The organism is Vibrio amylolyticus, assembly GCF_023145695.1.
GTDB classification, from domain to species: domain Bacteria; phylum Pseudomonadota; class Gammaproteobacteria; order Enterobacterales; family Vibrionaceae; genus Vibrio; species Vibrio amylolyticus.
Genome location: NZ_JAJHVV010000009.1, coordinates 156,057 through 181,429, shown reverse-complemented (window position 1 = coordinate 181,429; position 25,373 = coordinate 156,057). Strand labels below are relative to the sequence as shown.

The following is a 25,373-nucleotide window of genomic DNA, read 5'->3' as shown; positions in this document are numbered from 1 at the left end:
TCACTCTAATGATAAAACTATCAAATAAAGCTCAAAACGCTCCGTTTTCTACTAAAATTAATGGATACAAAATATTAAAATAACGTTGGCTTGCTCCTTACTACAACCAGTATTAACTAGGACGTTGTTATGACAGGTTATTTATCGCACCCTCGCTATACCCATAAAGCTTTCACTTACTTTATGCTGCTACTTTTGTTCGCCTTGTTCAACACTCAAAGTGCTTTTGCAAAGAACGAAGATAGGCCCCCCTTCCCTAATGTAGAACTTCCAGAAAAAGCGCAAGGGCAAGTTGCTATTGTGGCATTGGGGAATAAACTCCCTGATGTAGCCAAATGGTATGGAAAGAGTGTCGCGGAATTTATTAAGATGCTGCGTGAAGATCCATCGATATGGATTGATCAAACGGGTCGAATGCTGATCATTGAGCCTGCTCCGACGTTAGCGTCTCCATCAGAAGGAGAAGTTGAAGTTTCAGAAGGCGCATTTCCTAATTCGCAAACGTTCCTCTTGCACAGCCGTCCAGGCTCAAATCGCGTCATTTACCTCGATTTCACTGGCGATACCAACATTACCAATACTGCATGGAATCAAGATTACGGCAACTTCATCGCCACCCCGTTCGATCTAGATGGCTCACCTAATACATTTAACAGCAGTGAGCATACTGCCATTCAAAAAGTCTGGCAGATGGTCGCTGAAGATTACGCCCCCTTTGATGTCGATGTGACGACACAAGATCCAGGCGTTGATGCCATCATGCGCGATGTAGAAGCCGATACTACTTACGGCACTCGTGTCGTCATAACGGAAGATTTCACCGCTGGCCCAAACGCTTGTAATTGTGGTGGTTTTGCTTACGTGGGTGTATTTGATTTCTATTGGAGTGACCCTTTCTATAGAGGATGGTACAAGCCAGCTTTTGTCTTCTATGACAACTTGTCTAATTCCGCCAAAAATATAGCCGAAGCCACCTCGCATGAAGCTGGGCATAACCTTGGGCTTTCTCATGATGGCGGCCCTTCAACCAATTACTATTGGGGACATGGTGCTACCGAAACCACATTAGACTGGGCTCCCATCATGGGGGTTGGCTACGATCAAACCGTCGTGCAATGGAGTAAAGGGGATTACTATGGCGCGAATAATACCGAGCAAGATTTAACCGTCATAGACAGCTTTGGGGCCAAATTACTGGTTGATAGTAATACTGGTCTTCCAAGTGCAGAGCTATTAACAGGGACGAGTGATGGATCTACTGTCACGCTCAACGCCATATCCAATATTATTTCAGGCCCTAATGACATCGACTTCTACCGAATAGAGTCGGGATCTGGCGATCTTAATATTACCGTAGAGCCTTATGTGGAAAGCCCTAATTTGGACATTATGGTAGTGCTTTATGATACCAACGGAGTGATGCTGGCAAGCTTTAACCCAAGCCCATCACTTTCCGCGATCATCGTGAACTATCCCGTAGCGATTGACGACTACTATCTTTCTGTTGAAGGTGTTGGAGTTGGTTCACCACAGAGCTCATCACCATCGGGCTACACCGACTACGGCAGTTTGGGCAACTACACTATCTCAGGTAACTACCCAGATGCAGGTGGTGTATTAGTTCCTACAGCCAATATCGATGCATCACCAACCTCAGGAGGTTATCCATTACTGGTGAACTTCGACGGTAGTGGCTCGGTAGCGAACGGTGAAAGCACCACCATCACCAGTTATGATTGGGACTTCGGTGATGGTAACTCTGACCTAGGTTCAACCGCTTCGAATACTTACACTGCGCCTGGCAATTACACCGTGGTTCTAACAGTTACTGATAGCAATGGTAATGATGATTCTGACTTTGTCGTTATCAGCGTCACTAACAGCGATCCAGTCGCAGTAGCATCGGTTAACCCAAGCTCGGTCGTTCAAGGTGAGTCTGTTTCATTCTCTAGTGCAGGTTCTAATGACAGTGATGGTTCTATCGTTAGTTATAGCTGGGACTTTGGCGATGGTAGCGCTTCTTCAGCGAGCAACCCTAATCACACCTATGGAGCTATTGGGAACTACACTGCAACACTGACCGTTACTGATGACTTTGGCGCAACCAACAGCGATAGCGTCAATGTTTCCGTCACCGAAGATACAACCATTAATGACCTCAAAGCGAACCTGACTATTATGCAAAATAGTTCGGTTTCCAAAGCAAAAGGCGGAAACGGTAAAGGTAATGGGGGAGGTGGTAGTGACGGCGGAGATGGTGGAGACGGAGGTTCTGGCGCGACCTTCACTGTTACCGCAGAGGTTCGAGACCATAACGGTAGTGGCGACTTAATACGTCGAGCCAATATTAGTGCCCGTTGGGAATGGTCTAGTGGTAGCCAAACTGTATCAGGAAGAACTAATCGACGTGGCGTTACGAACTTTACTTCGCCTTCTATACCAGAGGGAGAAGGGGTCACTTTCACCGTTACGAACATCAGTAAATCTGGCTATGACTTTGGTGGGGAAACCAGTATTAGCTCACCGTAGCAGGTTAACCATTATGTTTAACGGCCTCTTATTTTGAGGCCGTTTTTATAAAGCCAATCTCTGCCAATTGAGTTTAAAGGGAAAGAGTATTGTTGACTCCACTCTCTTGTATAAAGTCCTCATCGTGGCTAACCAAGATAAATGCACCTTCATACTGTTTCAACGCGGTTGCTAGTATCCTCTTTGAATCGAGATCCAGATGGTTATCGGGTTCATCAAGTAAAAGCAGAGGCTGTTCTGGCTGATGACTAATAAGCAACATTGCCAATTTCATTTTTTCCCCACCACTTAGCTGACTGACTAATCGATGCACATCATCCCGACGAAAACCAATGCCCGCAAGTAGTGTTCTGCTATCACTTTGCTGCATACCTTGGCAAAGCGTACAAACACTCTCAATTAAAGAAAGGTCATCTTTCAACAGTCCAAAATGCTGATCTAGATAAACCATTGGCGTATTAATATTCCACTCGCCAACTGTAGGTTCTACACGACCTAACATAGCTTTAAGCAGTGTCGATTTACCGCTGCCATTTCCACCTTGAAGGTGCAACTTCATTGAACTATTAATCTGTATATTTATTGATTGTTGGTTTCCAAACGGGAGCCGTCCATTAACGATGGATACCAAGCCTTTTGACCGCTGGTTACTCTCTGAAAGGTACATTTTCTGCTCTTTTAACTGCTCTTGCCTCGCCTGTAATGAACTTGCTTTCTCTTGCAGTAGTTCACGTCGACCATTCTCATTTTTCATACGATTCGAGACCTTAGCCGTCGCTTTACTACGGTGTTGGTTAAGCACAATTTTCGGTGTGCCTCCTTTTGCTCTCTCCTTCATTCCCTTGGCCGCTCTTTGCTCAAACTTCTCTCTATTTTTCTGGGCCTCTACTTCCAATCGTTTCTGTTGCTTAGTAACACTATTTGCTTGTCGTTCAATGGCGAGAAATTCTTGCTGCTTTTGTTGGGTATAAAAATCGAAGTTCCCTCCATACTGAGTTAAGCCAAGCGTTGATAACTCCCAAATTCGGTCCATCTTCCTAAGTAACAATCTGTCATGGCTTATCAGCAGAATGTGGCCTTTGTACTGGTTTATTTGGTTCAATAGCCAATGCTTTCCCTCAGAGTCTAAATGGTTAGAAGGTTCATCTAACACCAATAGATCTGCGTCTGAAGTAAACAGCTGCCATAATCGAAGTCTTGCCAGCTGCCCACCACTCAACAACTGGCAACGAAAGTGGACATCAGCCGGTAACTCTAGCGATATCAATTGCTGCTCTAAATCTTGCTTGGCTGTCCAATTATCTCCTACCAATGAGAATAACTCAGTGTCACATTCCCCCTGCTCGATGTGCTCAATAGCGCGAATAATGAGATCAAGTTTTAAAAATTGAGCAATGGTTATATCACCGGTTAATAGCTCAGAAGGAAGTTGACTATAACTGGCTGTTTTAGCGTTCAATAGCACGTTACCTGTGGCCGGTAATTCCTGCTTAATGAGCAAAGAGGTTAACATGGATTTCCCAACCCCATTTCGCCCAACTAACCCAACTCGACGATGGGTTAATGTGCAGGAAATATCCCTAAATAGAGTTTCTCCATTATCAAACTGGTAACTAAGATTGTTTGCTTGTATCAGCGGTCGTATCGATTTTATATGGTCTTGTGGCATAAGTTGCCTCCTGTAAACAGGGGCGTAAGACGTAGCAATAGAGAGAGTAATAACAGATAGAACTGTGCCTATGTATCATGCTCAACATGTACTCTTCATATTGCAATAGGTAGAAAAATTCGCTCGATCTGAGCTAAAAGCTACGCCTACTAACCCTGTGGATCCAAAAATATTGTGTGAATGGATGACAGGTATTAGTTATTCATATGGGCGTAGACTCCTAAAGATGGGATGTGCGGATTGTAACTGGATCTTGTATGACAACGCAACAATTGAGACAAGGCTCAAGTCACAAAAAAACGCCCCAGCGTTAAGCTAGGGCAACTGTATTTTACCGTATTATCTTTAAGCAAAATCATCCTTACCTTCAACAAAAATATGATGATTCACAGCGCCTTCACTACGCGCTTTAAAATGCGGTGCATAAGCAGGGTCTTCCATCAATCCTACTGCAGCTTCTTTCGATGGCCACTCGATAATCACACATAACGCTGCGCTCTCTCGATCGCCTTCCATTTGTTGGTGACTCCCTGTTCGCGCAAGATACTTCCCACCATGTTTTGCAACTATCTGCGTGACCTGCTCTATATAACTAGGTATCCACTCTTCACTGGTTGGGGTCACTTCCACAACCGAATAATAAACAGACATCTTCAACTCCTATTGATAAATACCCCAATGAGTATAGGTGTTATTTGGATATAAATCGGGCTAACTATTCATTTTGTAAATGGAACTATTATCACGATACATATGCCGTGCTAGTATAATGGGTGATACCACACTGGAGATATCGATGATCTGGCTTTCCGTAAAGGTGCTGCAGATAGGACTTGTCTACGGATACAGGAAGTATCAACAATCAAAAAATGCCCCAATCTAGGGGCATTTCTCTTTTAATCAGATTTACCTTCCTATTGTAAACTCTAGGTGTTATACATATATATAACACCACTACTAAGCAGAGAGTCACTCATGACAAACTGGCATGATCGACAACCGATTTTCCGTCAGTTAGCTGATCAAATCACACAGCAAATACTGCAAGGTATATGGCAAGAAGGTGAAGCGTTGCCTTCTGTGCGCAGTGTTTGTGCGGATATGAAAATAAATCATCTAACCGTCATGAAAGGCTATCAACTGTTAGTTGATGAAGGGTTGGTCGAAAAAAGGCGTGGCCAAGGCATGTATGTTACTTTAGGTGCAAAACAGAAGCTCATCGCTGATGAAAAAAAACAATTTCTCCAACAACAGATTCCACAAATTGCGGCAACATTGCAGCGCCTTGGCATGTCGTTAGAAGAACTCTCCCTGCAACTTAAACCACATTTGAAAGGTGACCAATGAGCGCATTAGTCAGTGTACAAAACGCGTCTAAACAATATCGACAAAAAGGCGAAGCCCTGCATGACGTTAGCTTTGAGTTACATGCAGGACAAGTTCTCGGTTTACTTGGGCATAACGGTGCAGGTAAATCGACCCTTATTAACTCGCTGTTAGGCGCTCATGAGTATCAAGGTGTGATCCGCATTGATGGCTATGAGCCCGTTATGCAGCGAGATAAAATCATGCAGAACTTATCGTATATTTCAGATGTTAACGTTCTGCCCGGCTGGATGACAGTAGCTCAGCTACTCAATTATTCAGAAGGTGTGCACCCGAGCTTTAACCGCAGTAAAGCCGATGCACTGCTTGGTCAAACCGACATCAAGCCTCGTAGTCGTATTAAGTCGCTCTCTAAAGGGATGAAAGTCCAACTGCACCTAGCGATTGTCATTGCGACCAATACTAAGATTTTGATTTTAGATGAACCTACACTGGGGCTTGATTTAGTCTACCGCGACACCTTCTACCGCCACTTGCTTGAGTGGTTTCATGATGGAGAACGCACCCTTATTATTGCCAGTCATGAAGTCTCTGAAATAGAACACCTTCTGACCGACGTGTTGATTCTCAAGCAAGGTCGAACGGTCTTACAGAGTTCAATGGAGAGCATTAGTGAGGATTACTTCATCCTAGATGCGAGCGACGAGCACCGATCAACCATTGAGTCACTGAAACCGCTCTCATTTCAAAAAGGGCTAGGCTCCACTAAGTGGTTACTGTCTTCCCAATACGCCGCTCAAGTAGAAGGACTTGGCGAAGTTTATACCGTGAAATTAGCGGATCTATTTTTGGCTCTACAGAAGGAGGCTGCGTAATGCGTTCTATCACCGCGATGTTACGTAAGGAGTGGATAGAGAACCCTCTCGTTACCCGCATTCCTTTATTTATGTTTGCCTGTGGTTTACTGCTGTTTATAAGCTTGATCAGTAGTTCTACCTTGCAACACAATATGTTTTTTCAAATGAGTTTTAGTGGCGATGTCAGTGATATTCACAAAGAATTAGGCGATGACGTCAATATGCTGATTTCTGGTGGTGTTGGATTACTTTCTATCTTGCTCGCCACACAATACTTTCCTCGAACCTTTCGTAAGGAACGTTTAGAAGGCAGCATTATGTTTTGGCGTAGCATGCCCGTCAGTGACGTCAAAACTCACCTTGTTAAGCTCAGTTTCGGACTCCTTATTATTCCTCTGGTGTGCTCCATTTTGGTCTTCTTCGCCGACCTGATGCTGTGGGTTTTGAACCTATCCACTGAGCACCAACTCGCTTTGCTCTACCGTCAAGCGTCACTCGGTTATGTACTGCTGAACTGGATAGAGTTCTTATTAAGAATGGTTGTAGCTGGAGTGCTATTGTTGCCATTGGCACTGACCGCAATGGCTGTCTCGCAGAAAGTGAAGTCACCGCTGTTGGTTCTGCTCATTGCGATTTACGCGCTGCGTTGGATGCCGATTGCGATGTTTAACAATTACAGCATCGATCAATTCTTTTCTAAGATATTTTACCTACCACTACACGCTATTCTGGCGTCAAACCCATTTAGTGCGATACCCGAAGCAGGTTGGCTCAACGTGGTGATTTATGCTTGTATTGGCGCAATAGCATGGATGTTGAGCCTGAGGTTTAGTCGAACGGTGAGTTAGCTTCAAACAAAAAAGCGAGGACTAAACCTCGCTTTTTTATTCACGGTTAACGTATGACCGCTCTCATCGACACAGTTACAAAGGCTGAACAGCCATCAGTATTGCCACTACAGCCAAGCTGCCACCAAGTAGGCCGTTAACCACAGAGGTCACTTTTTCCGAACGAATACATCGCTGTAATACCGTCCCAAGGTACGCCCAAAACACCATGCTGACGATGCCTGTTAATGCCATGATTACCGTTAACAGTGCAACTTGAGGTGCATACGCGACGTTCTGAGAAATAAACTGTGAAAAGATCGTAAGTGAAACAATGTAACCTTTAGGATTGAAAATCTGTATTAACACACCCGATGTAAATCCAGTGCGATGACTCTCAACATTTTCGTCCACTTTCATCGTGGCAATCGACCACGCCAAATACACCAAATATGCCGTTCCTAACCACTTCAATACCGCGAACACACTCGGATATAGAGTCATAACCCCAACTAATCCAGCGCTCGCAGCTAAAAGTATCGATGTAAAGCCCACTACATTTCCGGCGATAAACGGATATGTTGCGCTCATACCAAAACGCTTGGAAATGCTAAGAAGCACCATATTCCCTGCCCCTGGAACCATTGAAATTGAAATCGAGAATAGCAAAAATGCTATCAACATCTGACTTGTCATTATTTGTCCTATAAATTGTCATTTGAAATAATGTTAACGAATTACGGTGAAATGACTTTGCTATATGCGCTAAGATAAACAGTAAATAAGGCAGATTATTTCAATATACAGCATGAAAAAGAAAGAACTTTCCATTAACGAGCTCGACACTACTGATTTTTCGATTCTTAAGAAGATTCAAAAGGATGGGCGCATTAGTAACAGTAAGCTAGCGGACGATGTCAATCTGAGTGAAACACCTTGTTGGAGACGCTGGAAGCGAATAGAAGAAGAAGGGTTCATTGATGGTTATGCTGCAATCCTTAACCGAAAGAAATTAGGCATACAAGTTTCAGGCTTTACTCTCGTTACTCTGGGTGGGCACCAAGTTGAGGATACTGAGCCGCTAGAAGAGTTTGCTAGGAATACTGATTGGATATTGAGCTGCCACTGCATCTCAGGCATGGCAGATTATATGGTGCAAGTCGTAGCAAGAGATTTAGATGAATATTTTGACCACATCAGCACATTGCGACGCGTACCAGGCGTTAGTGCTATTCAATCGAATATTGCGATGAAAGAGATTAAAAATAGCGTCCAACTTCCACTCGATTAAACATCTTCAATGAAAAAGGTCTAGCGACTAGGCTAGACCTTTATTATTAAGTAACTCCCTAGTTATACATTAACACTTGTAGTAACTGGCTTTCCGTTTCACATCCGGTTATTTCAGTGCTGAATTCAATGCTTCACACTCAGCGACTGTGACATTCTGACCACAAACGGCGATTTGATATTGTGGTTTCGAATCTGCATTGTCGGAGACTAATGTATTACCTAAAACATGGTTTACAGCGTTGAGGTTATACCCATTGTCTTGCTCTGCCATCCAGAAGAACACGCCTGCTAACCCATTATCTTTAGCATACTGAGTTTTCAGTGCCGTCGTTCTTGGTGTTTCAAGAGTAATGAATGAACCAATACTCTCGTTAACCAGGTAGTCAGCGTTAGACACTTTATCGGTATACAAGGTATAACCATTTCGTGCTTTCAGATCTTTATCGAGATAGTTAGCGTAGAGATCATACCCCTCCAAGACCCCTGCTTCCCAACTGCCGACACCTGCAACGCCTAATATCATGCTCGCGCCCGTAGCATTCAAATCACCATAAGTTGAGCTACCATTAAGGCCATTAGTGTATTCACTGATGTCTCCAGGGTTCATTGCCCGTGAACGATGGTAGTTAGCCACACCAATCATCAACTTGTTCGCTGGGATACCCAAACTTTGCAAGTAACTAATGGTGAAATGAGCGGATGTATTGGCAGACGAACCTGTCGCATTTGGATTGGTATAAAGCGGTGTATGATGACTTAACTCACGCTCCCAAGCGCCTGTTATGTCATACGTCATGGCATACAGTCGATCCATATACGGATGAACCACCGACCAATCGATTTTCTCAAGGCGCCCTTCACCTGCAGGAATGGCTGAAGATAAACGATACGGCTTACCCGTTTTCTTCGTTAGCCAATCCATCCCCGCACGTAGCTCTTGAATCAATATTGCGTAGGTTTCAGCATCATCAGGTCGCGCCATCCCGGCAACTGCGCCATCCGATCCTGGGTACTCCCAGTCAATATCAATACCATCAAATTCAAAACGCTCTAGGAAATGAACGATGGAATCAACAAAGACTTTACGTCGAACAGGATCCGAAGCCATCCACGGGAAGCCTTCAGAGAGTGTCCAACCACCCACCGACAAATCCAGTTTCAACTGAGGATTTTGTTTACGTAACTCATAAAGAACACCAAATACACCACTCACGTTACCCACTTCAAGTTCGTACATGCTCTCAGTACCAATGACTGACCCTGTTGGCGCTCCCGGTATTTTACGAGAGAACGCCGCTTCGAAATCGGCAACGGCCATCGCACCGTCAGGGAGATTACTCTGAGTACACGTTCTCAACACAGCAGCAGGTGCTGTTGTTGGGAAACCGCCATCTTGTTCATTCTTGGCGTCAGGGAAACAGATTCCTGCAAAGCCATAGACAATACGATTGAGATTACTGGCAGACAGTTTGGAGAAGTCATATTGACGCCCATAAATCGCCCAGTCCCCAATGTATGTCACCACTTCTGTTCCTGAGTTCATCTCATAAACGTTGTGTTGGTTCGACACATCACCTGGTTTCACTTTAGAAACTCGTGCCCCATTATCACCAGACAATCCAGCGTGATCACCACCATTATCTGAGGCAGGATCAATACCACCGATTTTGCCTGTTTGGCTGGAAGGCTGGTCTGAGATCATGGCGTTAATCACCGCGCCTGTAGGGAATTGCGTCCCGACATTCGGGTTGCCCGCAACGGGTTGAGGGGTTCCATAATCGATGTTGTTTGGAATGCTAACAGGGCACATAAACTCATCAGGGTAGCCAACAATGACATATTGCTCACCATAGGTTGTGTTATCCGGTGCAATGCCATAAGTATCTTTGAGCGCTTGCCATGCGACACCATTATAATTCACCACCGACCCTTCACTGTAGATCTTTTGAGTGTCCCAGTCGGGTGCGCAGAACGGCACGTCTGGAACTTCCACCCCAGCACCTACATCAGTACACGCCTCTAAACTGGATGCTGACCATGCACTTTCCCAAGCCCAACCGACACCCGGCTCATACGAACTGGAACCTGATGAACACCATCCTGCAACATCACATTTATAATACCCACCAGTATGTTTGACGATGCTGCTTGTATCATAAGTTGCCGTACTATCAAACGCTGGACACGCATCGGCGACGACTTCACAGGCATCACCAACGCCATTATTGTCACTATCGGTCTGATCTGGGTTAGCGACATTAGGACAGTTGTCTAAGGCATCTTCGATCCCATCGCCATCGCTGTCTAACGGAGTATCAGTTTCACAGGCATCCCCAATGCCATTGTTATCACTGTCTATTTGATCTGGGTTGGCAACGTTAGGACAGTTATCAACGCTGTCTGTGATTCCATCACCATCTGAATCTGGGTCGACAACTGCAACACACGCACCTTCTTCTGACCACGCATCTTTATATGCCCAACCTGTTGGAGGAACATATGGCCCTCCGACGGTACACCAGCCACCCACTTTACAGACATAGGCATTGCCTTCAACCTGCACGGCATCCCCCGCGTTATAACTACTCGCTTCATCGTAAATCGGTACATTCGTACAGTCATAGGCTAATACCGTGGTTGGCATTAGGCCAAACGCTGCCAATGTTAAAATCGTTTTTTTCATCGCTTAATCCTTGTGATGAGTTAAATAAACCACAGGGTTCGCACAACAGCTTCTCTCGCAAACGTTGAGAAAAGTAACGTCTATATCTACAAGCAAAAATCAAAAATAGCCCATGGCGTCACAGCTCAATAAATGAGCAATGAAATAATAGGAAGGATTTGTCGCAATATTGAAACAGATTGACGTAGCAAAATTTCTATTCGAGTGACATCACACCAGAGGCATTGAAGAGAGAGATTTGTTCGAGTCACCTCTAGCTTCTATGCAACAGGTAACAATTAAATCTAATAACACGTAACTTGCTGTTACGTAAGATAGTTTCATAGAAATCAATACGAAGAGGGATTTTGTACTCCTTGAGTGGGTCACTCCCAATAAGGGGTATCGCCAAAGTAATCCGTCAAAAAATCGATAAAGACTCGGCTCTTTTTTGGTAAGTAGCGTGTCTCTGGGTACACAATGTAGGCATGTTGAGGAGCTGGAGTATATGGCTCTAGAATCGGTTGTAACGCTCCACTTTGTAACTCCTTCCAAACGATGAATTTTGGTAAATGGGTATAACCATGACCTGACAATGCCATCGCTTTTAAGAACTCACCATTATTTGCACTGTGAACGGCATCTGTCGCGACGGTATATTTCTGTTGGCCCTTACTTTCAAGCTGTAACCCTGACAGCGAAGATTGGCTATAGCGAAGAAACTTATGTGTTTTCAAGTCGTCAGGCGTTTTTGGTGTACCAAATTCTTTAAGATACGTAGGGCTTGCGCATAAAACATGGCTGACTAATGTAATGGCTTTCGCTTTCAACGTAGAATCCGCAAGATGGCCTATTCGAAGCGCGAGATCAAAGCCGTCTTGAACCAAATCCACCCTTCGGTCTGAAAAGTCGACATCCAGTTTTAACTCGGAGTGTTGTTTCGAGAACTCATCGAGAGCAGGTACTAAGTGTTCAATTCCAAAAGAGAGTGGCACGGCAATTTTAAGTGTCCCGACTAAATTCTTTTGTACAGAAGCAATCTCACAGTTCAATTCATCAAGCTCTTCGTATATCAATTTACTCTTTTGAAAGTAAAGCTGACCCGCTTCGGTAATACTCGATTTACGTGTGGTGCGGTTAATCAGCTTCACGCCTAGTTGCTGTTCGAGTTCACTCAACCGTTTACTGATGGCCGATTTTGCCAAACCCAACTGCTCAGAGGCCTTGGTAATACTCCCTGTCTCTACTACCTTGATAAATATGTGGATGCTCTCTAACTGACCCATACCAATGACCTCCCAAACAATAATATTAATCTCAAAATGAGAACAATCATTTCTCATTTTTGCTGTTTAATGCCTTTTTATCAACAACTACTATGGGTCTATCAAAAAAGAAACGAGGATTAACCGATGGATACAACCAAAAAGAAAGCGCAATACCGTACGCTTAGCAAAACCTTTAAGGGCGTGATCACCTCTGACGGCGATGGTGTGAAACTTACTCGTATCATTGGAACTCACGAACTCGATATGCTCGACCCATTTTTATTACTCGACTGTTTTGAAAGCGATGATGCGTCTGACTACATTGGTGGCTTCCCTACTCATCCGCATCGTGGTTTTGAAACCGTCACTTATTTGTTAAACGGGAAGATGCGACATAAAGATAGCGCTGGTAACGAAGGCGTTATTGAGCCGGGAGGCGTGCAATGGATGACGGCAGGTAAAGGCATTCTTCACTCTGAAATGCCAGAGCAAGAAGATGGGCTATTAAAAGGCTATCAATTGTGGGTCAACCTTCCTAAGGAGTCTAAGATGGTTGAGCCGGGATACCAAGAGTTCCCACCAGAAAGTACCCCCCTTGAAGAACGCGAAGATGGTATATCTGTACGCGTTATTTCAGGAACCACTAACCAAGGTACAAAAGGCCCTGTAAACAATCACTATACGACGCCGACTTATATGCACGTTTCAATGCCACAAAACGGCACATTTATTCAAGATATTCCGGCAGGACATAACGCTTTTGTCTATGTTATTGAGGGAACGATCGTTATTAATGAAAGCGACAACCACGAATTTAACAGTGTAAGTTCCTCACACGTGGCAGAGAAACACATCGGTATTCTCAGCAAAGGCGAAGAAGAACAAGTTTCCTTTACTGCAAGCGCAGATGTCCAGTTTTTGCTCCTTGCAGGTAAGCCACTCTATGAACCAGTGGTGAGAGGCGGCCCATTTGTCATGAATACCAAACAAGAATTGATGCAAGCGTTTCAAGATTACAGTAGCGGTCAATTCAATTAGTTTGTGCGCTAAATATCAATACAAACAACGTTTAATAAGGCGTTATATCTCCAGCTAGTGTCGTAGCATCAATACGCACTAGCTCAACTTTCAACACTTAGATCTGATAAAAATGTAAACCTATAATGATAAAAAAACCCATGGACATAGGGAGAGGGAAACAACATGAGCAATCCAATCATCGCTGACAACAAACCCATTAAAGTCGAACTCGTAAAAGATCAAACCTACTATTTCTGTTCCTGTGGCCGCTCTAAGAACCAACCCTATTGTGACGGATCACACGCAGGCACTGGCATGAAATCTAAGAGCTTTGTAGCAGAGGAAAGTGGAGACGCTTACCTTTGCAAATGTAAACACTCAGCCAACACTCCATTTTGCGACGGTTCCCATAAACAGTTCACGGCCGAGCAAGTTGGAGAAGAAGGTCCTGGTGTTCAAATTCAATCGGTAGACGCTGCTCCTTCAGCTACGGCAACGCAGGAAGAGCCCACCGTTGAATTTATTCATCAGCTAGCACGCGATGGCCTCTCCAAAGTAGGGCATCATGGCCCAATGACGTCTATGGGTGTTCCTAGGCACCTACTTCCTCACTGGGACGATATACAAATTATGGTCGCACAAATGGCGACGAAACCATTAATGGAAGATTCCGTTGTTTCGACAGAGTTGGTGATTGGCCCTCAAGCTAAAAAGCCGTTAACACTTAAAATACCCCTATTCGTTTCCGACATGAGTTTTGGCGCACTTTCAGAAGAAGCAAAAGTCTCCATGGCGAGAGGCGCGGAGCTAGCAGGAACGGGAATTTGCTCTGGTGAAGGTGGTATGCTCAGTGAAGAGCAAGCTGAAAACTCGCGTTACTTTTATGAGTTAGCGAGCGCTGGATTTGGCTACGATGAATCGAAACTAAAAAATGTTCAGGCGTTTCACTTTAAAGGTGGGCAAGGCGCTAAAACCGGCACAGGAGGCCATCTTCCAGGCAATAAAAATATTGGAAAGATATCGCAAGTGCGTGGTATTCCAGAAGGTGAGCCAGCTATCTCTCCACCAACTTTTGCTGACCTCCATACCGCTGAAGATTTTAAAAAGTTTGCCAACCGAGTAAGGGAAGTGACTGGCGGCATCCCTATTGGCTTTAAACTGAGTGCAAATCATATCGAGGAAGATATTCAGTTTGCCCTTGATGCGTCTGCCGATTACATCATCCTAGACGGTCGTGGAGGTGGTACGGGGGCTGCACCAGAGATGTTTCGTGACCACATCAGTGTTCCAACCATTCCCGCACTCGCACGAGCAAGACGCTACCTGGACAAGCAAGGCGTGAGTGGCCGCGTAACTTTAATTGTCACAGGTGGACTTCGAGTGCCAATGGACTTTGTCAAAGCTATGGCATTAGGCGCAGATGGCGTTGCGATTTCAAACAGTGCCATGCAATCCATTGGCTGTGTCGCAGCGCGCATGTGTAATACCAACAACTGCCCAGCAGGCATTGCTACTCAAAAGGCGGATTTACGCCAACGATTGAATGTTGATAAAGCGTCTAAGCAACTACAGAACTTCTTTGAAGCGTCGGTTGAGTTGATGCAGGTGATGTCTCGCGCGTGTGGACACGACGATCTTGGTAAGTTTAATCCGAATGATCTTGCTACATGGAATAAAGAGATGGCGATGTTATCGGGTGTTAAGTATGCCGGTGTAGGTAACCAAAACGTGGGTGACTAGTTTTTAATGAATCATATTTAGTGACTAAGTGGTAAAGGGAAAGGTCTATTTTCCTCATATCCTTAAGAATTAAGAATTAAGAGTAATTACATTAATTTAGTTAGCGGCTCTTTGGCTCCTCCATCGAGCTGCATTTTTATTTAAAATTTTGTTTCATAGAGCTTCTTCTAACCACTACACTTACTCTATAAGGAAGGCAAATCATGGAGGAACCATGAGTCGACTCATCACCTACTCAGACGATGCTTCAGATGAATTGGCAGCCGACAGTGAAAATGCCACACAGTTTTACCATCAATTGTTCCAGCTGCATGAGATATCAATAGAGCTGTCTAAAGCCGAATCATTAGATGACCTTTATCGTCTAGCCGTCACCGCTTGTCTTCATCATCTCGATATTGACCGTATGGGTATTTTGATGATTGATAAAAAGCGAGACTGGATGGTTGGAACATGGGGGACAGATGACGAAGGAAGAGTTCGTTCAGAAGCTGACTTTGCTACGCCTATGCTTGAAGAGGTGAAAGAGGTCGTCCGTGAAATGTCTTACAAAGGAAAAGTGTGCGTTTGGCATGACAAAGAGCTCTATGAGTTTAGTCGTGAAAAAGGAGAATTAGACACCGTCGGTTATGGCTGGAATGCGGCACTCGCTATATGGGACGATCAAGAAGTGATCGGGTGGATGGCGTGTGACAATCTGATAAATCATAAACCGTTCCAGACCTATCAAAGCCATACTCTGAGATTGTTTGGCTCCACTCTTGGCGAGTTTATAAAGCGACAAAAAGCCGAAGAAGCGGTTAAGGAACTGAACCGACATTTGGAAAGCCGTATCCTCAGTCGAACACTGGAACTATCAAAAGCCCAAAAAGAATTAGAGAACGCCAACCTAATTCTGGAACAAAAAGTGTTGGATAGAACTGCACAACTTAATGAAAGAACTCGAAACCTCGAATCTGTATTGGAAGACCTTCAAGAAACTCAAGCCCAATTAATAGAAGCAGAAAAACAAAACTCATTAACAAAATTAGTACTAGGAATGGCGCATGAGCTGAACACACCACTCGGTAATATTAACGTGGCGAATAGCCTACAACCCGACATCTTCCACAATTTAAAAAGTGACCTTGATAGCGGCAGTATATCCAAAACGTCTCTTTCTGAAAGCATAGCGCTGGGTTTGCAGTCTAGCGATATTATTACAACGAACGTGACACGAATGTCACAACTTGTTGCCCAATTTAAACGCCTCTCTATACATGAGACACAAAATGCACAACTAGAAAACATTGAACTGAACCAATGGCTGGAAGATACCGTTCACCTGGCACTACACCACTATAAAAAAGAACACTCAATAACCTTTGATATCCATGTTATTCCAAATGACAGTGTGGTTAAGCTTAATACGTGGCAGTTGAGCCAAATCATAGAAGACCTTATTTTAAACTCACTTGAACACGGTTTAACTCAATCTCCTTCAGATAATATTCTGGTTATTGCCAATGTGATGGATCAAGAGTTAGAAATCAGTGTTGAAGACAATGGTAGAGGCATCGAGCCAGACATTCTAAAGCATATCTTTGACCCTTTTGTCACAACCGCTCGAGGCAAGGGAAGTAAAGGGTTGGGGCTGAGTTTGGTTTATAACCTTGTCACTCAAGGAATGAAGGGGAATATTTCTTACTATCAACCGCTAACCGGAGGCTCCGGCTTCGCTATCACATTGCCACTTTCCAGTTCCTGATAATATGTCCGTTGGTAATTGGAAGTAACTAGGAGTATTTAGCATGACCTAGCTAAATACTCCTTACCGTACTTAGAACGATTTTATCTCGACTAAATAAACTACTTAATCAAACCAGCCTCACGATAGTATTTTTCCGCACCGGCGTGCAGTGGAGCAGAAAGACCATCTTTGATCATCTCTTCTTTTTTCAAGTTAGCAAAAGCTGGGTGGAGACGCTTAAAGTCATCAAAGTTCTCAAATACCGCTTTAACAATGTTATACACCACATCTTCGGGCACATCTGTTGAAGAGACAAACGTTGCACCAACACCAAATGTCGCCGTGTCATTGTCGTTGCCATTGTACATACCGCCAGGAACACTCGCGATTCGATAGAAGCTATTGTCTGATACAAGCTTATCCACTTTCATACCAGCAACACTAACGATGACGCTATCACACGACGTTGTCGCTTCTTTAATTGCGCCACTTGGGTGACCAACCGTGTAGATCATCGCATCAATTTTGTTGTCACACAGTGCTTTAGATTGCTCTGAGGCTTTTAGCTCTGAGACCAATTTAAAGTCACTGTTTGTCCAACCATACTCGCCCATCAAGACTTCCATGGTACCGCGTTGACCAGAGCCCGGGTTACCGATGTTAACGCGCTTGCCTTTCAGATCTTCAAAGGTTTTGATGCCTGAGTCTGCTCGTGCAACCACGGTGAACGGTTCTGGGTGAACAGAGAATACGGCGCGAAGATCTTTGAATGCACCCTTATCACCAAACTTACTACTGCCGTTGTACGCGTGGTACTGCCAATCAGATTGCGCAATACCCAAATCGAGCTCACCAGCACGAATCGTATTAATGTTGTAAATAGAACCGCCAGTACTTTCTACTGAACAACGAATATTGTGCTCACTGCGAGACTTATTAACCAGACGACAGATTGCACCGCCTGTTGGGTAGTACACCCCTGTCACTCCCCCTGTGCCAATTGTTACGAATCGGTCTTGAGCTACCGCTGTGCCTGCAGCACCAATTAAAAGAGTTGCGGTTGTCGCGGTGACTAATGACTTAAGTCGCTTCATGGTATTTCCTTATTTCTCGGTTAGTACAGTGACCCTTCACATGGCAGACTATTGAATAATTTTTCTCTGTATGTGCCGGCGTCATAGGTTTCAATGTTTAGCTGGATTAATAGATTTTTCAGTTGTTTTACTTGCTGTGCATTACTCAATGCGGGCTGTCCAAATAGATCTAAATGATTGTTTTCAAATCCTATTCGAACGTCTCCGCCCAAAAGTGCGGCAGCAGTTAAACAGTGTAACTCTTGAGTACCAAACGCGCATACCGCCCAACGACAAGAAAGCTGTTGCAAATATGGGAAATAGGGCAACAAGTCAGTTGGGTTGGACAATAATTGCTCGTTATATCTACCTAAGACTAGCAAAAGATGGTGATTTTGCTTTGGAAGTATCTGATTCTCTATGAGATCTAGGTAACGTTTAAGCTCATTAATTGAGTAAACAATATACTGTGGGATAATGGATTGTTCTGCTACCCAATGAAAAAACGCCTTTGCTGTTCCATTATAATTTTCGTTAGGAATAAGCTCTTTAATGGCAAAAGAAGCCGCTTCAGGTTTTACCGCTTTTATTAATGCCATCTGGTGCTCTGGTGAATATTGACCAACAGCTTCCGTCGTCAGTTGGACTAGAATATCACTCCCAACACGCTCTTTAACCAACTGATAAGTCAATAAGTTATCGCTAATTTCTAGCGAGTGCCTCCCGTGTGCATCTCGGGAGTGAAGATGCACCATTGCCGCGCCTTCACAAAGGCATGCCTCTACCGTGTCGGCTATCTCTTTGGGAGTAATCGGTAACGCTGAGTGATTACCTTGAGTTTTTGTTGCCCCATTTGGAGCGACAATGATGCCAATCGAATCAGACATTGCGGCTAACCCTCCCCTATGTGGCGCATTACCTTTTGTAAGGTCACATTGAGTTTATCGACGATTTCATCACTCTGGGCGTCATCAATAATAAACGGTGGCGCGAGAAGAATATGATTCCCCTGAGTACCATCAATCGTCCCTCCCATTGGGTAAATCATTAACCCTTCATCCATAGCGGTCGCTTTTAACTTTTTGGCCAGTTGATGGCTTGGTTTGTGGGGCTGTTTTGATTCTTTGTCTTCCACCAATTCAATACCAATAAATAGACCGCGCCCTCGAATCTCACCGATGTAATCACGATGACCAAAGGTGTCTTGCAGTTTTGAGCGTAAATCTTCTCCCAGTTTGGTTACTCTACTGGTTAAATCGTGCTGCTGAATATAGTTGATGGTTGCAAGACTCGCTGCACAAGCCATTGGGTGGCCCATAAACGTATGGCCATGTTGGAAAAACCCAGACCCTTGGGCAATAGCATTGTGAATCTTACTGCTCACTAGCGTGGCACCAATTGGCTGATAGCCAGCGCCAAGCCCTTTTGCAACGGTGACAATGTCGGGGGTAATATCTTCGTACTCAAACGCAAAGAAGCGTCCGCTTCGCCCAACTCCGCACATCACTTCATCTAAGATCAGTAACACATCATATTTATCGCAAATTTTACGTATATGGGAAAAGTATCCAGCGCTTGGAACTACTGCGCCAGAGGTCGCCCCTACTATCGGCTCGGCGACAAACGCCATCACATTTTCGGGGCCGATTTTCAATATAGACGTTTCGAGTTCGCTAGCCGATCTTAGCGCGTAGGCTTCATTGGTTTCATCTTGCTCTTGAAAACGATATGGGTAACAAGGATTGATATGGTGTGAGGGAGACATAATGGCTTTAAAAGGGTCTCTACGCCAATGATTTCCTCCAACCGATAACGCGCCAAGTGTGTTGCCATGGTAACTCTGATGACGAGCAATAAACTGAGTTTTCTCACTCTTTCCTTGCTCTAGAAAATACTGTCTAGCCACTTTCAAGGCCGCTTCAACCGCTTCTGAGCCGCCACTAGTAAAGTAAACATAATTAAGTGGTTCAGGGGCTAATGAAGACAACTTATGAGCAAGATCTTCGGCAACTTGGCTAGTAAAAAAACCAGTATGTGCATAAGGGATATTATCCATCTGGTTTTGTATCGCGTGTTTTATCTGAGCATTATTGTGCCCCAAGTTCGACACAGCAGCACCGCCACACGCATCGAGGTATTTTTTACCACGAGTATCATAAAGATACGCCCCGCGGCCATGAGAGATTGTAGGCAATAACGACTGACAATGACGATGAAAAACATGAGACATAACAGTAACCTTTGAACCGCTGACTATTGGAGAATAGTTGAGGATTTGAGGCTTTCCAGTAGCACGGAACAATTGTTTATAAGTTGATAGATAGGTCACGAATAGCCGCATAGCCAATCAACCCAGCAGCATGAACACAACATTGATTTTCAAATGAGTTTAGCGGTTATATCAGTAGCCTACACTATGTAACTGAATCGATAATTAGCCTAATTAATCGATGGTTAATCCTACAAACGATTCAAACTATGCGTTTAACTTTCACTCTCCTTTACCTTCATTCTTCATCACGTTTGTCATCCTCAACAAGATCTAAAAGAATCGTAAGCGTAACGCCCTCTCCTAATTCAGAGTGGCATGAAATCTCACCATTTAGACTGTGCGTGACAATATTATAAACAACACTCATGCCTAACCCACTACTGCCTATGCCCAGTTTGCTGGTATAAAATGGGTTAAAGATCTGCTCAACCTGCTCTTGCTTCATTCCATTACCATTATCTTGGTAGACAAGTTCTACTTTGCTTTGCTTTGCTTTTGTTTTGCAGTGATCGAGATTTGTCGGTCCTCAATTCCATCAAATGCATGAAGAGTCGAGTTTTCAAAAAGATGATAAAGAAGCTGTTCGAACTGTTTTGCATTACCTAGTACATTTATATCATCGGCAATATCGAGGCTAACCATTAACTTCGGTTCCATTTCATCCAAGTTTTGATTAGCAAGTGCAGCTGAGACGTGTTCTCGGATATTTATAGGATCGTTACTATCTATATATTGCTGCGCATCGAGTTCCTTAAATCGCTCAACAAGAAGTGTTGCTCGTTCAATATTCGTTGAAACGAACTCGCTCGCTTCTTCGGTATCTTGTAAGTACTCTAATAGTCGCTCTTTTGTTATGTTTGTTCCTGATAAATACGCTTTAATTTCACGAACCTTATCACTCACACAAGAATTGCCGGTAATGGCAATACCAAGTGGTGTATTCATCTCGTGGGCAACGCCGCGAACCAAATAAGCCAATGCCGACATTTTCTCTGTTTCTACTAGTTTTTTCTGCATATCTTTTAACTTGATATACGACGCTTCAATCTGAATATTATGTTCTGAGATCACCTCATTAGCGCGTAACAGTTCACTATTACTCTCCTCAAGCTCGATGGTTCGCTCTTTAACTATTTTCTCCAAACCCTGTTGGTATCGTTTCAATTCTGCTTCATTTTCTGCAAGGGTTTTCACTGTATCATTTAGATCGCTACTCAAAGTGCCGAGCTCATCAATGCGATCGACGTCAAAACTCACATCTCGAGCACCTTCCCGTACATCATGGGCAGCCGTTGTCATAACTCGTATTGCCTTGGTTAACCCTTTTGCCAATAAAATCGCGAAAAGACTCCCAACAACAACGGCAAGAAGCATGTAGAAATAACCATTTCGATTGATCACTTCTAGGTTATTGACGATGTGGCCCCTATTTAAACTAACCCGCGCCCAACCTATTTTCTCTCCATTGACGTAAACACCTGTTGCAATGTCAATTTGCTGGCCATTTTCGAAAAGAATCAAAGTACCAACCGAATCATCCAACATTCGTAAGCTCACCGTGTCATCCAAGAACAAGCCGACATACTCTCTGTTACTATGAGCTAACACCTTATTATCGTTATCGGTAAAGAGAGCAAAATTCAAATCAGGAAAAAGAGACTGAGAGTTAATCACTTCTTCCATCCCGATATAATCGTCCGACAGTATCCACGATGTACCGTTTGCCGCTAACGTTTTTACCAAAGCGATCGATTGCTGTTTACTTTGCTGATATAAAATTCTTGCTGCTTTTCGACAAGATCAATAACAAAAATAGTCATGAGTAAAGCATGTGTTAAGGCTACTCCCCAAAACAGCTGACGAGAGACGGTCTTGGTAAAAATGGCTTGCCACCACGTTACTTGCGGTTGTTTATCCAAGGTATAGTCCTATTCGTTGTTCTGATTTTTAACCTGATCGTTATACGTTTTAATGAAGTCACGGATCACTTGGTAGGTATCATCGTTTGCTAATTCAAATTGAGATAACTCTATTCGCTGTAATATCTTTTGCCCTTCTTCATGTTCATGTAAGTGTGTTAATAGCGTTGCGATATTCTCAACTACATTTTCAGGTACGTCATTTCTTACCACTAAACTATTGTTAATCAGGGCTCTGTTTCCCACTTAACCATCAATTGCTCAGCGAGTTCTGGGCGTTCTTTACTTAATGCTCTCCAAGGAGGAGGCCAGGTTGAGGCAGCAACGGTGGTTCCAAGATATACATTCATTATTGAAGACTCTTGCGAGCCCACGTAGTTATTATCGAGCTCTGTCATTACATCCACTCCATTTTGCTGCATGTAAAGTTGCGGCATCATGGTTGCAGCCAACGCGGTCGGAGCGGGGTAACTCACCGCTTTCCCAATTAAGTCACTCGGTTTCGTTATTCCACTGTCTTTACGTATTAATATAATTCCACGGAAGTTGTCATCATCGCCCATTTTGGCAAAGACACGGTAGCCATCGTCAATGGCATTGATGGTTTGGAAGGGATTAGGCAGAGAGAAGTGGAATTTTTTAGCTGCCAATTTTTCATCAAACGATGCGTAATTTCGAGACGCTTCAAGCCGGTAGATTACTCCATCACTATTATCATTTAGATATTTTATTAACGGTGAGAACACCTCATGTAAGCGTTGAGGGTTATGGAGAGGGTGAACCCCTACAATGTAGACAATGTCAGTTCGAACAGAGTGTTCAGTATATGAAGGTTGATAACCAACAGGGTCAGGAGTGCAAGCACTGATAAATAAGCAGACAAAAAGTAAATGTAACCCTTTCACTAGTATACCAACGTCTTATTTTATTATGCATTGAGTATAGACCAAATATTTCATGACCAAAGGACATTATGTGGACCCAAAAAAAGGCACTAAATAAGACGGAAATTCAACACCTAAGCCACAATACTTACAGTATTACGACCATTTCTTTTTGATTGATAGAGTGCTTTATCTGCCTTTTCGACACTTTCTTGCCAATTTTTCGTTGGAGATAACAAAGCAATCCCAAAGCTAACGGTCAGCTGTAATTCAGGTTGCGTCGCGAGCGTCACACCAGAGAGCGTTTGTCGTAATTGATTTGCCCATACTTCTGCTTCAATGAGCGTGCAGCTCGGTATCAGGATCATAATTTCATCCCCGCCTAATCGAAAAGCCGCGGCTGAATCACTCAGTTTATGTTGCGTGGTGTTTGCGACGATTTGAATCACATCATCCCCGACCAGGTGACCATATTGGTCGTTTATCGACTTAAAGTTATCGACATCAGACATGATGATACTCACCGGAGCATATTGGGCTTTATGTTGAAAATGCCAAATAGTGTCGTTTAAAGCTCTACGATTTTGAAGCTTTGTCAGCGGATCTTGATGTAAGAGGTGCTCATTTGCACGCAGCAGTCTTGCGTTAATCAGCCACAGCATAGAGAAACTCATTGCAACTATAAGAACGATACTAAAAAGAAAGGTCAGCTGATGTACTAACTTAGCTTGCATAAAATCGGCTATTTCCGCCTCATTAATCGCCAATACCGCCCTTACTGCCATAAATACACTGTAAGCAACAAAGGGTAATGCCATCATCCTAACGGCTAAAGGTAAGTCTTCATTTTTTCCTTTTATGGTAACGAATGCTGTACTAAGAGTGACAAAGGCAAGAAAGAGGCTGATGGTAACAATTCGGATTCTTATTGAAGGATCGTAATAAGTAAAATAGATAAAGCAGGCAAGTACGACCAACAAAAGAATACTACTCAATTGAGAGAACCGTGTAGAGTAGCCTCTAAATATTGACAGACTATACAAGGTCAGATGGAAACCTAAAACAATAAGCATATTGCTGGAAACAATACTCAGATAGTCTGGAATGATACCTCGGAAACTCAATAAAAACGGGCCACTTCCAATAAGGAAAATGGAGAATGAAAAGAGTGTGAGCCCTTCTATCGGCTTTTGAGCAATTTGAAAAAGTAACAATCCTATACAGTAAATAACTGAAAATAAGATCATAATAAAATTAAGTGTTCTCATGTCTAACGAAAAGTCTTCCATGCCTTTTCTACTTCCTTGTAATACTTTACCGTACTACTATACCAAATATTTATGACATTAACTGCGTTTACTCAACAACCAACTGTTCAGTAATGCGGCTCTCGTTGCAATAGCACTCGCTATCCGTCCTGTTTTCTATAAAACACGACTCCGTTTCAAGCATTAAAAGTGCACTATCTACCCTAAAAAACTCTCATTTTTACAACAAGTCACGATCAAAAAGGCATTAGGGTATATACCTAATAAAGGTGCAGCCCAAAGTGACGATAAATTCATGACGCTTAGAGGTATATTGAAAATAGCTAATGTCCGCTACTTTTTGATGTTTGAAGCAGTTACTTTGCTCGTTTTTATTACCTGTATTCACCCTACTCTATTTAGACTACGGCTTAACCCTATCTCAATTTGCCATGCTTAACGTCGTTTGGGCTGCCACCATTGTTCTTGCTGAAGTGCCATCAGGCGAGTTTGCCGATACCTTAGAGCGGAAAAAGCTCGTCGTGTTGCCTTCCATTGTCATGTTTGTTGAAATCGCCATGATTGCCGTTGTGCCAACGGGTGACCCCAACAGAGTAAGTTGGCAACAACCATGGAAAGTCTTAAAGTAACAACGAGTACGGCTAAATGGGTGGTCCATCTACGGGCTAATACCTGCACTGGTGCTGATTTTTATCATCATTACAATGAACATTTTCATTAGTTATCACCTTAATAAAAAGACCGAGTCACACAATAGAGCCACAGCTCTCGGCTATAAGGGGCTGATGTTTAATCTAGGCTACGGCTCAATTGGTATTTTATATGTTCACTACTATAAATTGGTGTCTCAAAACTACACCGCACAAGAGATAGAACAAAACTTCGATTGCTTGGCCTCTCTATCTTCCTTTTTCATTATTTCACATTGTTGTTCATTTCAATCAGCGCGCTGTTCTACTTCAAAAATAGAAAGAGGGCTATTTAGGAAAAGACTTAATCGCGTCGAATAGTAAGATCACAATTAGTCACTCCCTTAC

At 43.5% G+C, this 25,373-nt stretch carries 20 protein-coding genes and 2 pseudogenes; 9 read left to right on the top strand and 13 right to left on the bottom strand.

Annotated elements, in window-relative coordinates; genetic code table 11:
• Positions 1 to 129 precede the first annotated feature (129 nt).
• The gene (locus tag KP803_RS15465) at positions 130 to 2,529 is read left to right on the top strand and encodes a PKD domain-containing protein (RefSeq protein WP_248009751.1); all 2,400 of its coding nucleotides are present in this window, start codon (positions 130 to 132) and stop codon (positions 2,527 to 2,529) included.
• Positions 2,530 to 2,602: 73 nt separating this feature from the next.
• Here the strand turns inward: KP803_RS15465 and KP803_RS15460 are convergent, their stop codons facing one another.
• Together KP803_RS15460 and KP803_RS15455 are read right to left on the bottom strand one after the other, a co-directional pair.
• A complete protein-coding gene (locus KP803_RS15460; protein WP_248009750.1) occupies positions 2,603 to 4,198 on the bottom strand; it encodes an ATP-binding cassette domain-containing protein in 1,596 nt (531 codons plus the stop codon).
• Positions 4,199 to 4,543: 345 nt separating this feature from the next.
• The gene (locus KP803_RS15455) at positions 4,544 to 4,849 is read right to left on the bottom strand and encodes a DUF1330 domain-containing protein (RefSeq protein WP_248009749.1); all 306 of its coding nucleotides are present in this window, start codon (positions 4,847 to 4,849) and stop codon (positions 4,544 to 4,546) included.
• Between the two features lie 324 nt (positions 4,850 to 5,173).
• Between KP803_RS15455 and KP803_RS15450 the strand changes: the two genes are divergently transcribed.
• Genes KP803_RS15450 through KP803_RS15440 form a run of 3 tightly spaced genes read left to right on the top strand, consistent with a single transcriptional unit; the run spans position 5,174 to position 7,229 of the window.
• Complete coding sequence (locus tag KP803_RS15450) at positions 5,174 to 5,545, top strand: GntR family transcriptional regulator (protein WP_248009748.1); 372 nt, start codon at positions 5,174 to 5,176, stop codon at positions 5,543 to 5,545.
• The gene (locus tag KP803_RS15445; RefSeq protein WP_248009747.1) at positions 5,542 to 6,399 is read left to right on the top strand and encodes an ABC transporter ATP-binding protein; all 858 of its coding nucleotides are present in this window, start codon (positions 5,542 to 5,544) and stop codon (positions 6,397 to 6,399) included. The genes KP803_RS15450 and KP803_RS15445 overlap by 4 nt, the downstream gene beginning before the upstream one ends.
• Positions 6,399 to 7,229: a hypothetical protein gene (locus KP803_RS15440; RefSeq protein WP_248009746.1), complete on the top strand. Its 831-nt coding sequence runs from the start codon at positions 6,399 to 6,401 to the stop codon at positions 7,227 to 7,229. Before KP803_RS15445 ends, KP803_RS15440 begins: the two co-directional genes overlap by 1 nt.
• A 75-nt stretch (positions 7,230 to 7,304) precedes the next feature.
• Here the strand turns inward: KP803_RS15440 and KP803_RS15435 are convergent, their stop codons facing one another.
• Positions 7,305 to 7,904 (bottom strand): LysE family translocator, encoded by a 600-nt coding sequence (locus KP803_RS15435; RefSeq protein WP_248009745.1) that lies wholly within the window; start codon positions 7,902 to 7,904, stop codon positions 7,305 to 7,307.
• Positions 7,905 to 8,016: 112 nt separating this feature from the next.
• Between KP803_RS15435 and KP803_RS15430 the strand changes: the two genes are divergently transcribed.
• Positions 8,017 to 8,499, top strand: a complete 483-nt coding sequence (locus tag KP803_RS15430) for an Lrp/AsnC family transcriptional regulator (protein WP_248009744.1) — start codon at positions 8,017 to 8,019, stop codon at positions 8,497 to 8,499.
• Between the two features lie 108 nt (positions 8,500 to 8,607).
• Here the strand turns inward: KP803_RS15430 and KP803_RS15425 are convergent, their stop codons facing one another.
• Positions 8,608 to 11,184, bottom strand: a complete 2,577-nt coding sequence (locus KP803_RS15425; RefSeq protein WP_248009743.1) for a glycosyl hydrolase family 18 protein — start codon at positions 11,182 to 11,184, stop codon at positions 8,608 to 8,610.
• 365 nt (positions 11,185 to 11,549) lie between these two features.
• Positions 11,550 to 12,449: a LysR family transcriptional regulator gene (locus KP803_RS15420; RefSeq protein WP_248009742.1), complete on the bottom strand. Its 900-nt coding sequence runs from the start codon at positions 12,447 to 12,449 to the stop codon at positions 11,550 to 11,552.
• 126 nt (positions 12,450 to 12,575) lie between these two features.
• Here KP803_RS15420 and KP803_RS15415 point away from each other — a divergent pair, with 126 nt between their 5' ends.
• The 3 genes from KP803_RS15415 (at position 12,576) to KP803_RS15405 (ending at position 16,938) form a co-directional block, all read left to right on the top strand.
• Positions 12,576 to 13,469, top strand: a complete 894-nt coding sequence (locus tag KP803_RS15415; protein ID WP_248009741.1) for a pirin family protein — start codon at positions 12,576 to 12,578, stop codon at positions 13,467 to 13,469.
• A gap of 165 nt (positions 13,470 to 13,634) precedes the next feature.
• Positions 13,635 to 15,191 (top strand): glutamate synthase-related protein, encoded by a 1,557-nt coding sequence (locus KP803_RS15410; RefSeq protein ID WP_248009740.1) that lies wholly within the window; start codon positions 13,635 to 13,637, stop codon positions 15,189 to 15,191.
• 214 nt (positions 15,192 to 15,405) lie between these two features.
• Positions 15,406 to 16,938: a sensor histidine kinase gene (locus KP803_RS15405; protein WP_248009739.1), complete on the top strand. Its 1,533-nt coding sequence runs from the start codon at positions 15,406 to 15,408 to the stop codon at positions 16,936 to 16,938.
• Between the two features lie 101 nt (positions 16,939 to 17,039).
• On the opposite strand, the gene KP803_RS15400 is transcribed toward KP803_RS15405, so the two are convergent.
• The 8 genes and pseudogenes from KP803_RS15400 to KP803_RS15360 all read right to left on the bottom strand — a co-directional run bounded on the left by KP803_RS15400 (position 17,040) and on the right by KP803_RS15360 (position 24,357).
• A complete protein-coding gene (locus KP803_RS15400) occupies positions 17,040 to 18,014 on the bottom strand; it encodes a TAXI family TRAP transporter solute-binding subunit (protein ID WP_248009738.1) in 975 nt (324 codons plus the stop codon).
• Between the two features lie 20 nt (positions 18,015 to 18,034).
• Positions 18,035 to 18,880, bottom strand: a complete 846-nt coding sequence (locus KP803_RS15395; protein ID WP_248009737.1) for a beta-keto acid cleavage family enzyme — start codon at positions 18,878 to 18,880, stop codon at positions 18,035 to 18,037.
• A 5-nt stretch (positions 18,881 to 18,885) separates the two neighbouring features.
• On the bottom strand, positions 18,886 to 20,223 hold the full coding sequence (locus KP803_RS15390; RefSeq protein ID WP_248009736.1) for an aspartate aminotransferase family protein: 1,338 nt from the start codon (positions 20,221 to 20,223) through the stop codon (positions 18,886 to 18,888).
• A gap of 277 nt (positions 20,224 to 20,500) precedes the next feature.
• Complete coding sequence (locus KP803_RS15385) at positions 20,501 to 20,710, bottom strand: ATP-binding protein (protein WP_248009735.1); 210 nt, start codon at positions 20,708 to 20,710, stop codon at positions 20,501 to 20,503.
• Positions 20,711 to 20,739: 29 nt separating this feature from the next.
• Positions 20,740 to 22,008 carry a HAMP domain-containing protein gene (locus KP803_RS15380; RefSeq protein WP_248009734.1) on the bottom strand — a complete coding sequence of 423 codons (1,269 nt, stop codon included), beginning with the start codon at positions 22,006 to 22,008 and terminating at the stop codon, positions 20,740 to 20,742.
• Positions 22,002 to 22,184 carry a hypothetical protein gene (locus KP803_RS15375; protein WP_248009733.1) on the bottom strand — a complete coding sequence of 61 codons (183 nt, stop codon included), beginning with the start codon at positions 22,182 to 22,184 and terminating at the stop codon, positions 22,002 to 22,004. The genes KP803_RS15380 and KP803_RS15375 overlap by 7 nt, the downstream gene beginning before the upstream one ends.
• Before the next feature lie 9 nt (positions 22,185 to 22,193).
• A pseudogene (locus KP803_RS22035) lies at positions 22,194 to 22,930 on the bottom strand (phosphate/phosphite/phosphonate ABC transporter substrate-binding protein).
• 272 nt (positions 22,931 to 23,202) lie between these two features.
• Positions 23,203 to 24,357, bottom strand: coding sequence for a GGDEF domain-containing protein (locus KP803_RS15360; RefSeq protein WP_248009730.1), 1,155 nt, complete (start codon positions 24,355 to 24,357; stop codon positions 23,203 to 23,205).
• 274 nt (positions 24,358 to 24,631) lie between these two features.
• Here KP803_RS15360 and KP803_RS15355 point away from each other — a divergent pair.
• Positions 24,632 to 25,321, top strand: a pseudogene (locus KP803_RS15355) (hypothetical protein).
• Positions 25,322 to 25,373 lie beyond the last annotated feature (52 nt).

What these genes read in the sequence shown, in the direction of transcription:
- KP803_RS15465 (WP_248009751.1), top strand. Translation starts at nt 130, where the DNA reads ATGACAGGTTATTTATCGCACCCTCGCTATACCCATAAAGCTTTCACT.
- KP803_RS15460 (WP_248009750.1), bottom strand. Translation starts at nt 4,198, where the DNA reads ATGCCACAAGACCATATAAAATCGATACGACCGCTGATACAAGCAAAC.
- KP803_RS15455 (WP_248009749.1), bottom strand. Translation starts at nt 4,849, where the DNA reads ATGTCTGTTTATTATTCGGTTGTGGAAGTGACCCCAACCAGTGAAGAG.
- KP803_RS15450 (WP_248009748.1), top strand. Translation starts at nt 5,174, where the DNA reads ATGACAAACTGGCATGATCGACAACCGATTTTCCGTCAGTTAGCTGAT.
- KP803_RS15445 (WP_248009747.1), top strand. Translation starts at nt 5,542, where the DNA reads ATGAGCGCATTAGTCAGTGTACAAAACGCGTCTAAACAATATCGACAA.
- KP803_RS15440 (WP_248009746.1), top strand. Translation starts at nt 6,399, where the DNA reads ATGCGTTCTATCACCGCGATGTTACGTAAGGAGTGGATAGAGAACCCT.
- KP803_RS15435 (WP_248009745.1), bottom strand. Translation starts at nt 7,904, where the DNA reads ATGACAAGTCAGATGTTGATAGCATTTTTGCTATTCTCGATTTCAATT.
- KP803_RS15430 (WP_248009744.1), top strand. Translation starts at nt 8,017, where the DNA reads ATGAAAAAGAAAGAACTTTCCATTAACGAGCTCGACACTACTGATTTT.
- KP803_RS15425 (WP_248009743.1), bottom strand. Translation starts at nt 11,184, where the DNA reads ATGAAAAAAACGATTTTAACATTGGCAGCGTTTGGCCTAATGCCAACC.
- KP803_RS15420 (WP_248009742.1), bottom strand. Translation starts at nt 12,449, where the DNA reads ATGGGTCAGTTAGAGAGCATCCACATATTTATCAAGGTAGTAGAGACA.
- KP803_RS15415 (WP_248009741.1), top strand. Translation starts at nt 12,576, where the DNA reads ATGGATACAACCAAAAAGAAAGCGCAATACCGTACGCTTAGCAAAACC.
- KP803_RS15410 (WP_248009740.1), top strand. Translation starts at nt 13,635, where the DNA reads ATGAGCAATCCAATCATCGCTGACAACAAACCCATTAAAGTCGAACTC.
- KP803_RS15405 (WP_248009739.1), top strand. Translation starts at nt 15,406, where the DNA reads ATGAGTCGACTCATCACCTACTCAGACGATGCTTCAGATGAATTGGCA.
- KP803_RS15400 (WP_248009738.1), bottom strand. Translation starts at nt 18,014, where the DNA reads ATGAAGCGACTTAAGTCATTAGTCACCGCGACAACCGCAACTCTTTTA.
- KP803_RS15395 (WP_248009737.1), bottom strand. Translation starts at nt 18,880, where the DNA reads ATGTCTGATTCGATTGGCATCATTGTCGCTCCAAATGGGGCAACAAAA.
- KP803_RS15390 (WP_248009736.1), bottom strand. Translation starts at nt 20,223, where the DNA reads ATGTCTCATGTTTTTCATCGTCATTGTCAGTCGTTATTGCCTACAATC.
- KP803_RS15385 (WP_248009735.1), bottom strand. Translation starts at nt 20,710, where the DNA reads ATGAAGCAAGAGCAGGTTGAGCAGATCTTTAACCCATTTTATACCAGC.
- KP803_RS15360 (WP_248009730.1), bottom strand. Translation starts at nt 24,357, where the DNA reads ATGGAAGACTTTTCGTTAGACATGAGAACACTTAATTTTATTATGATC.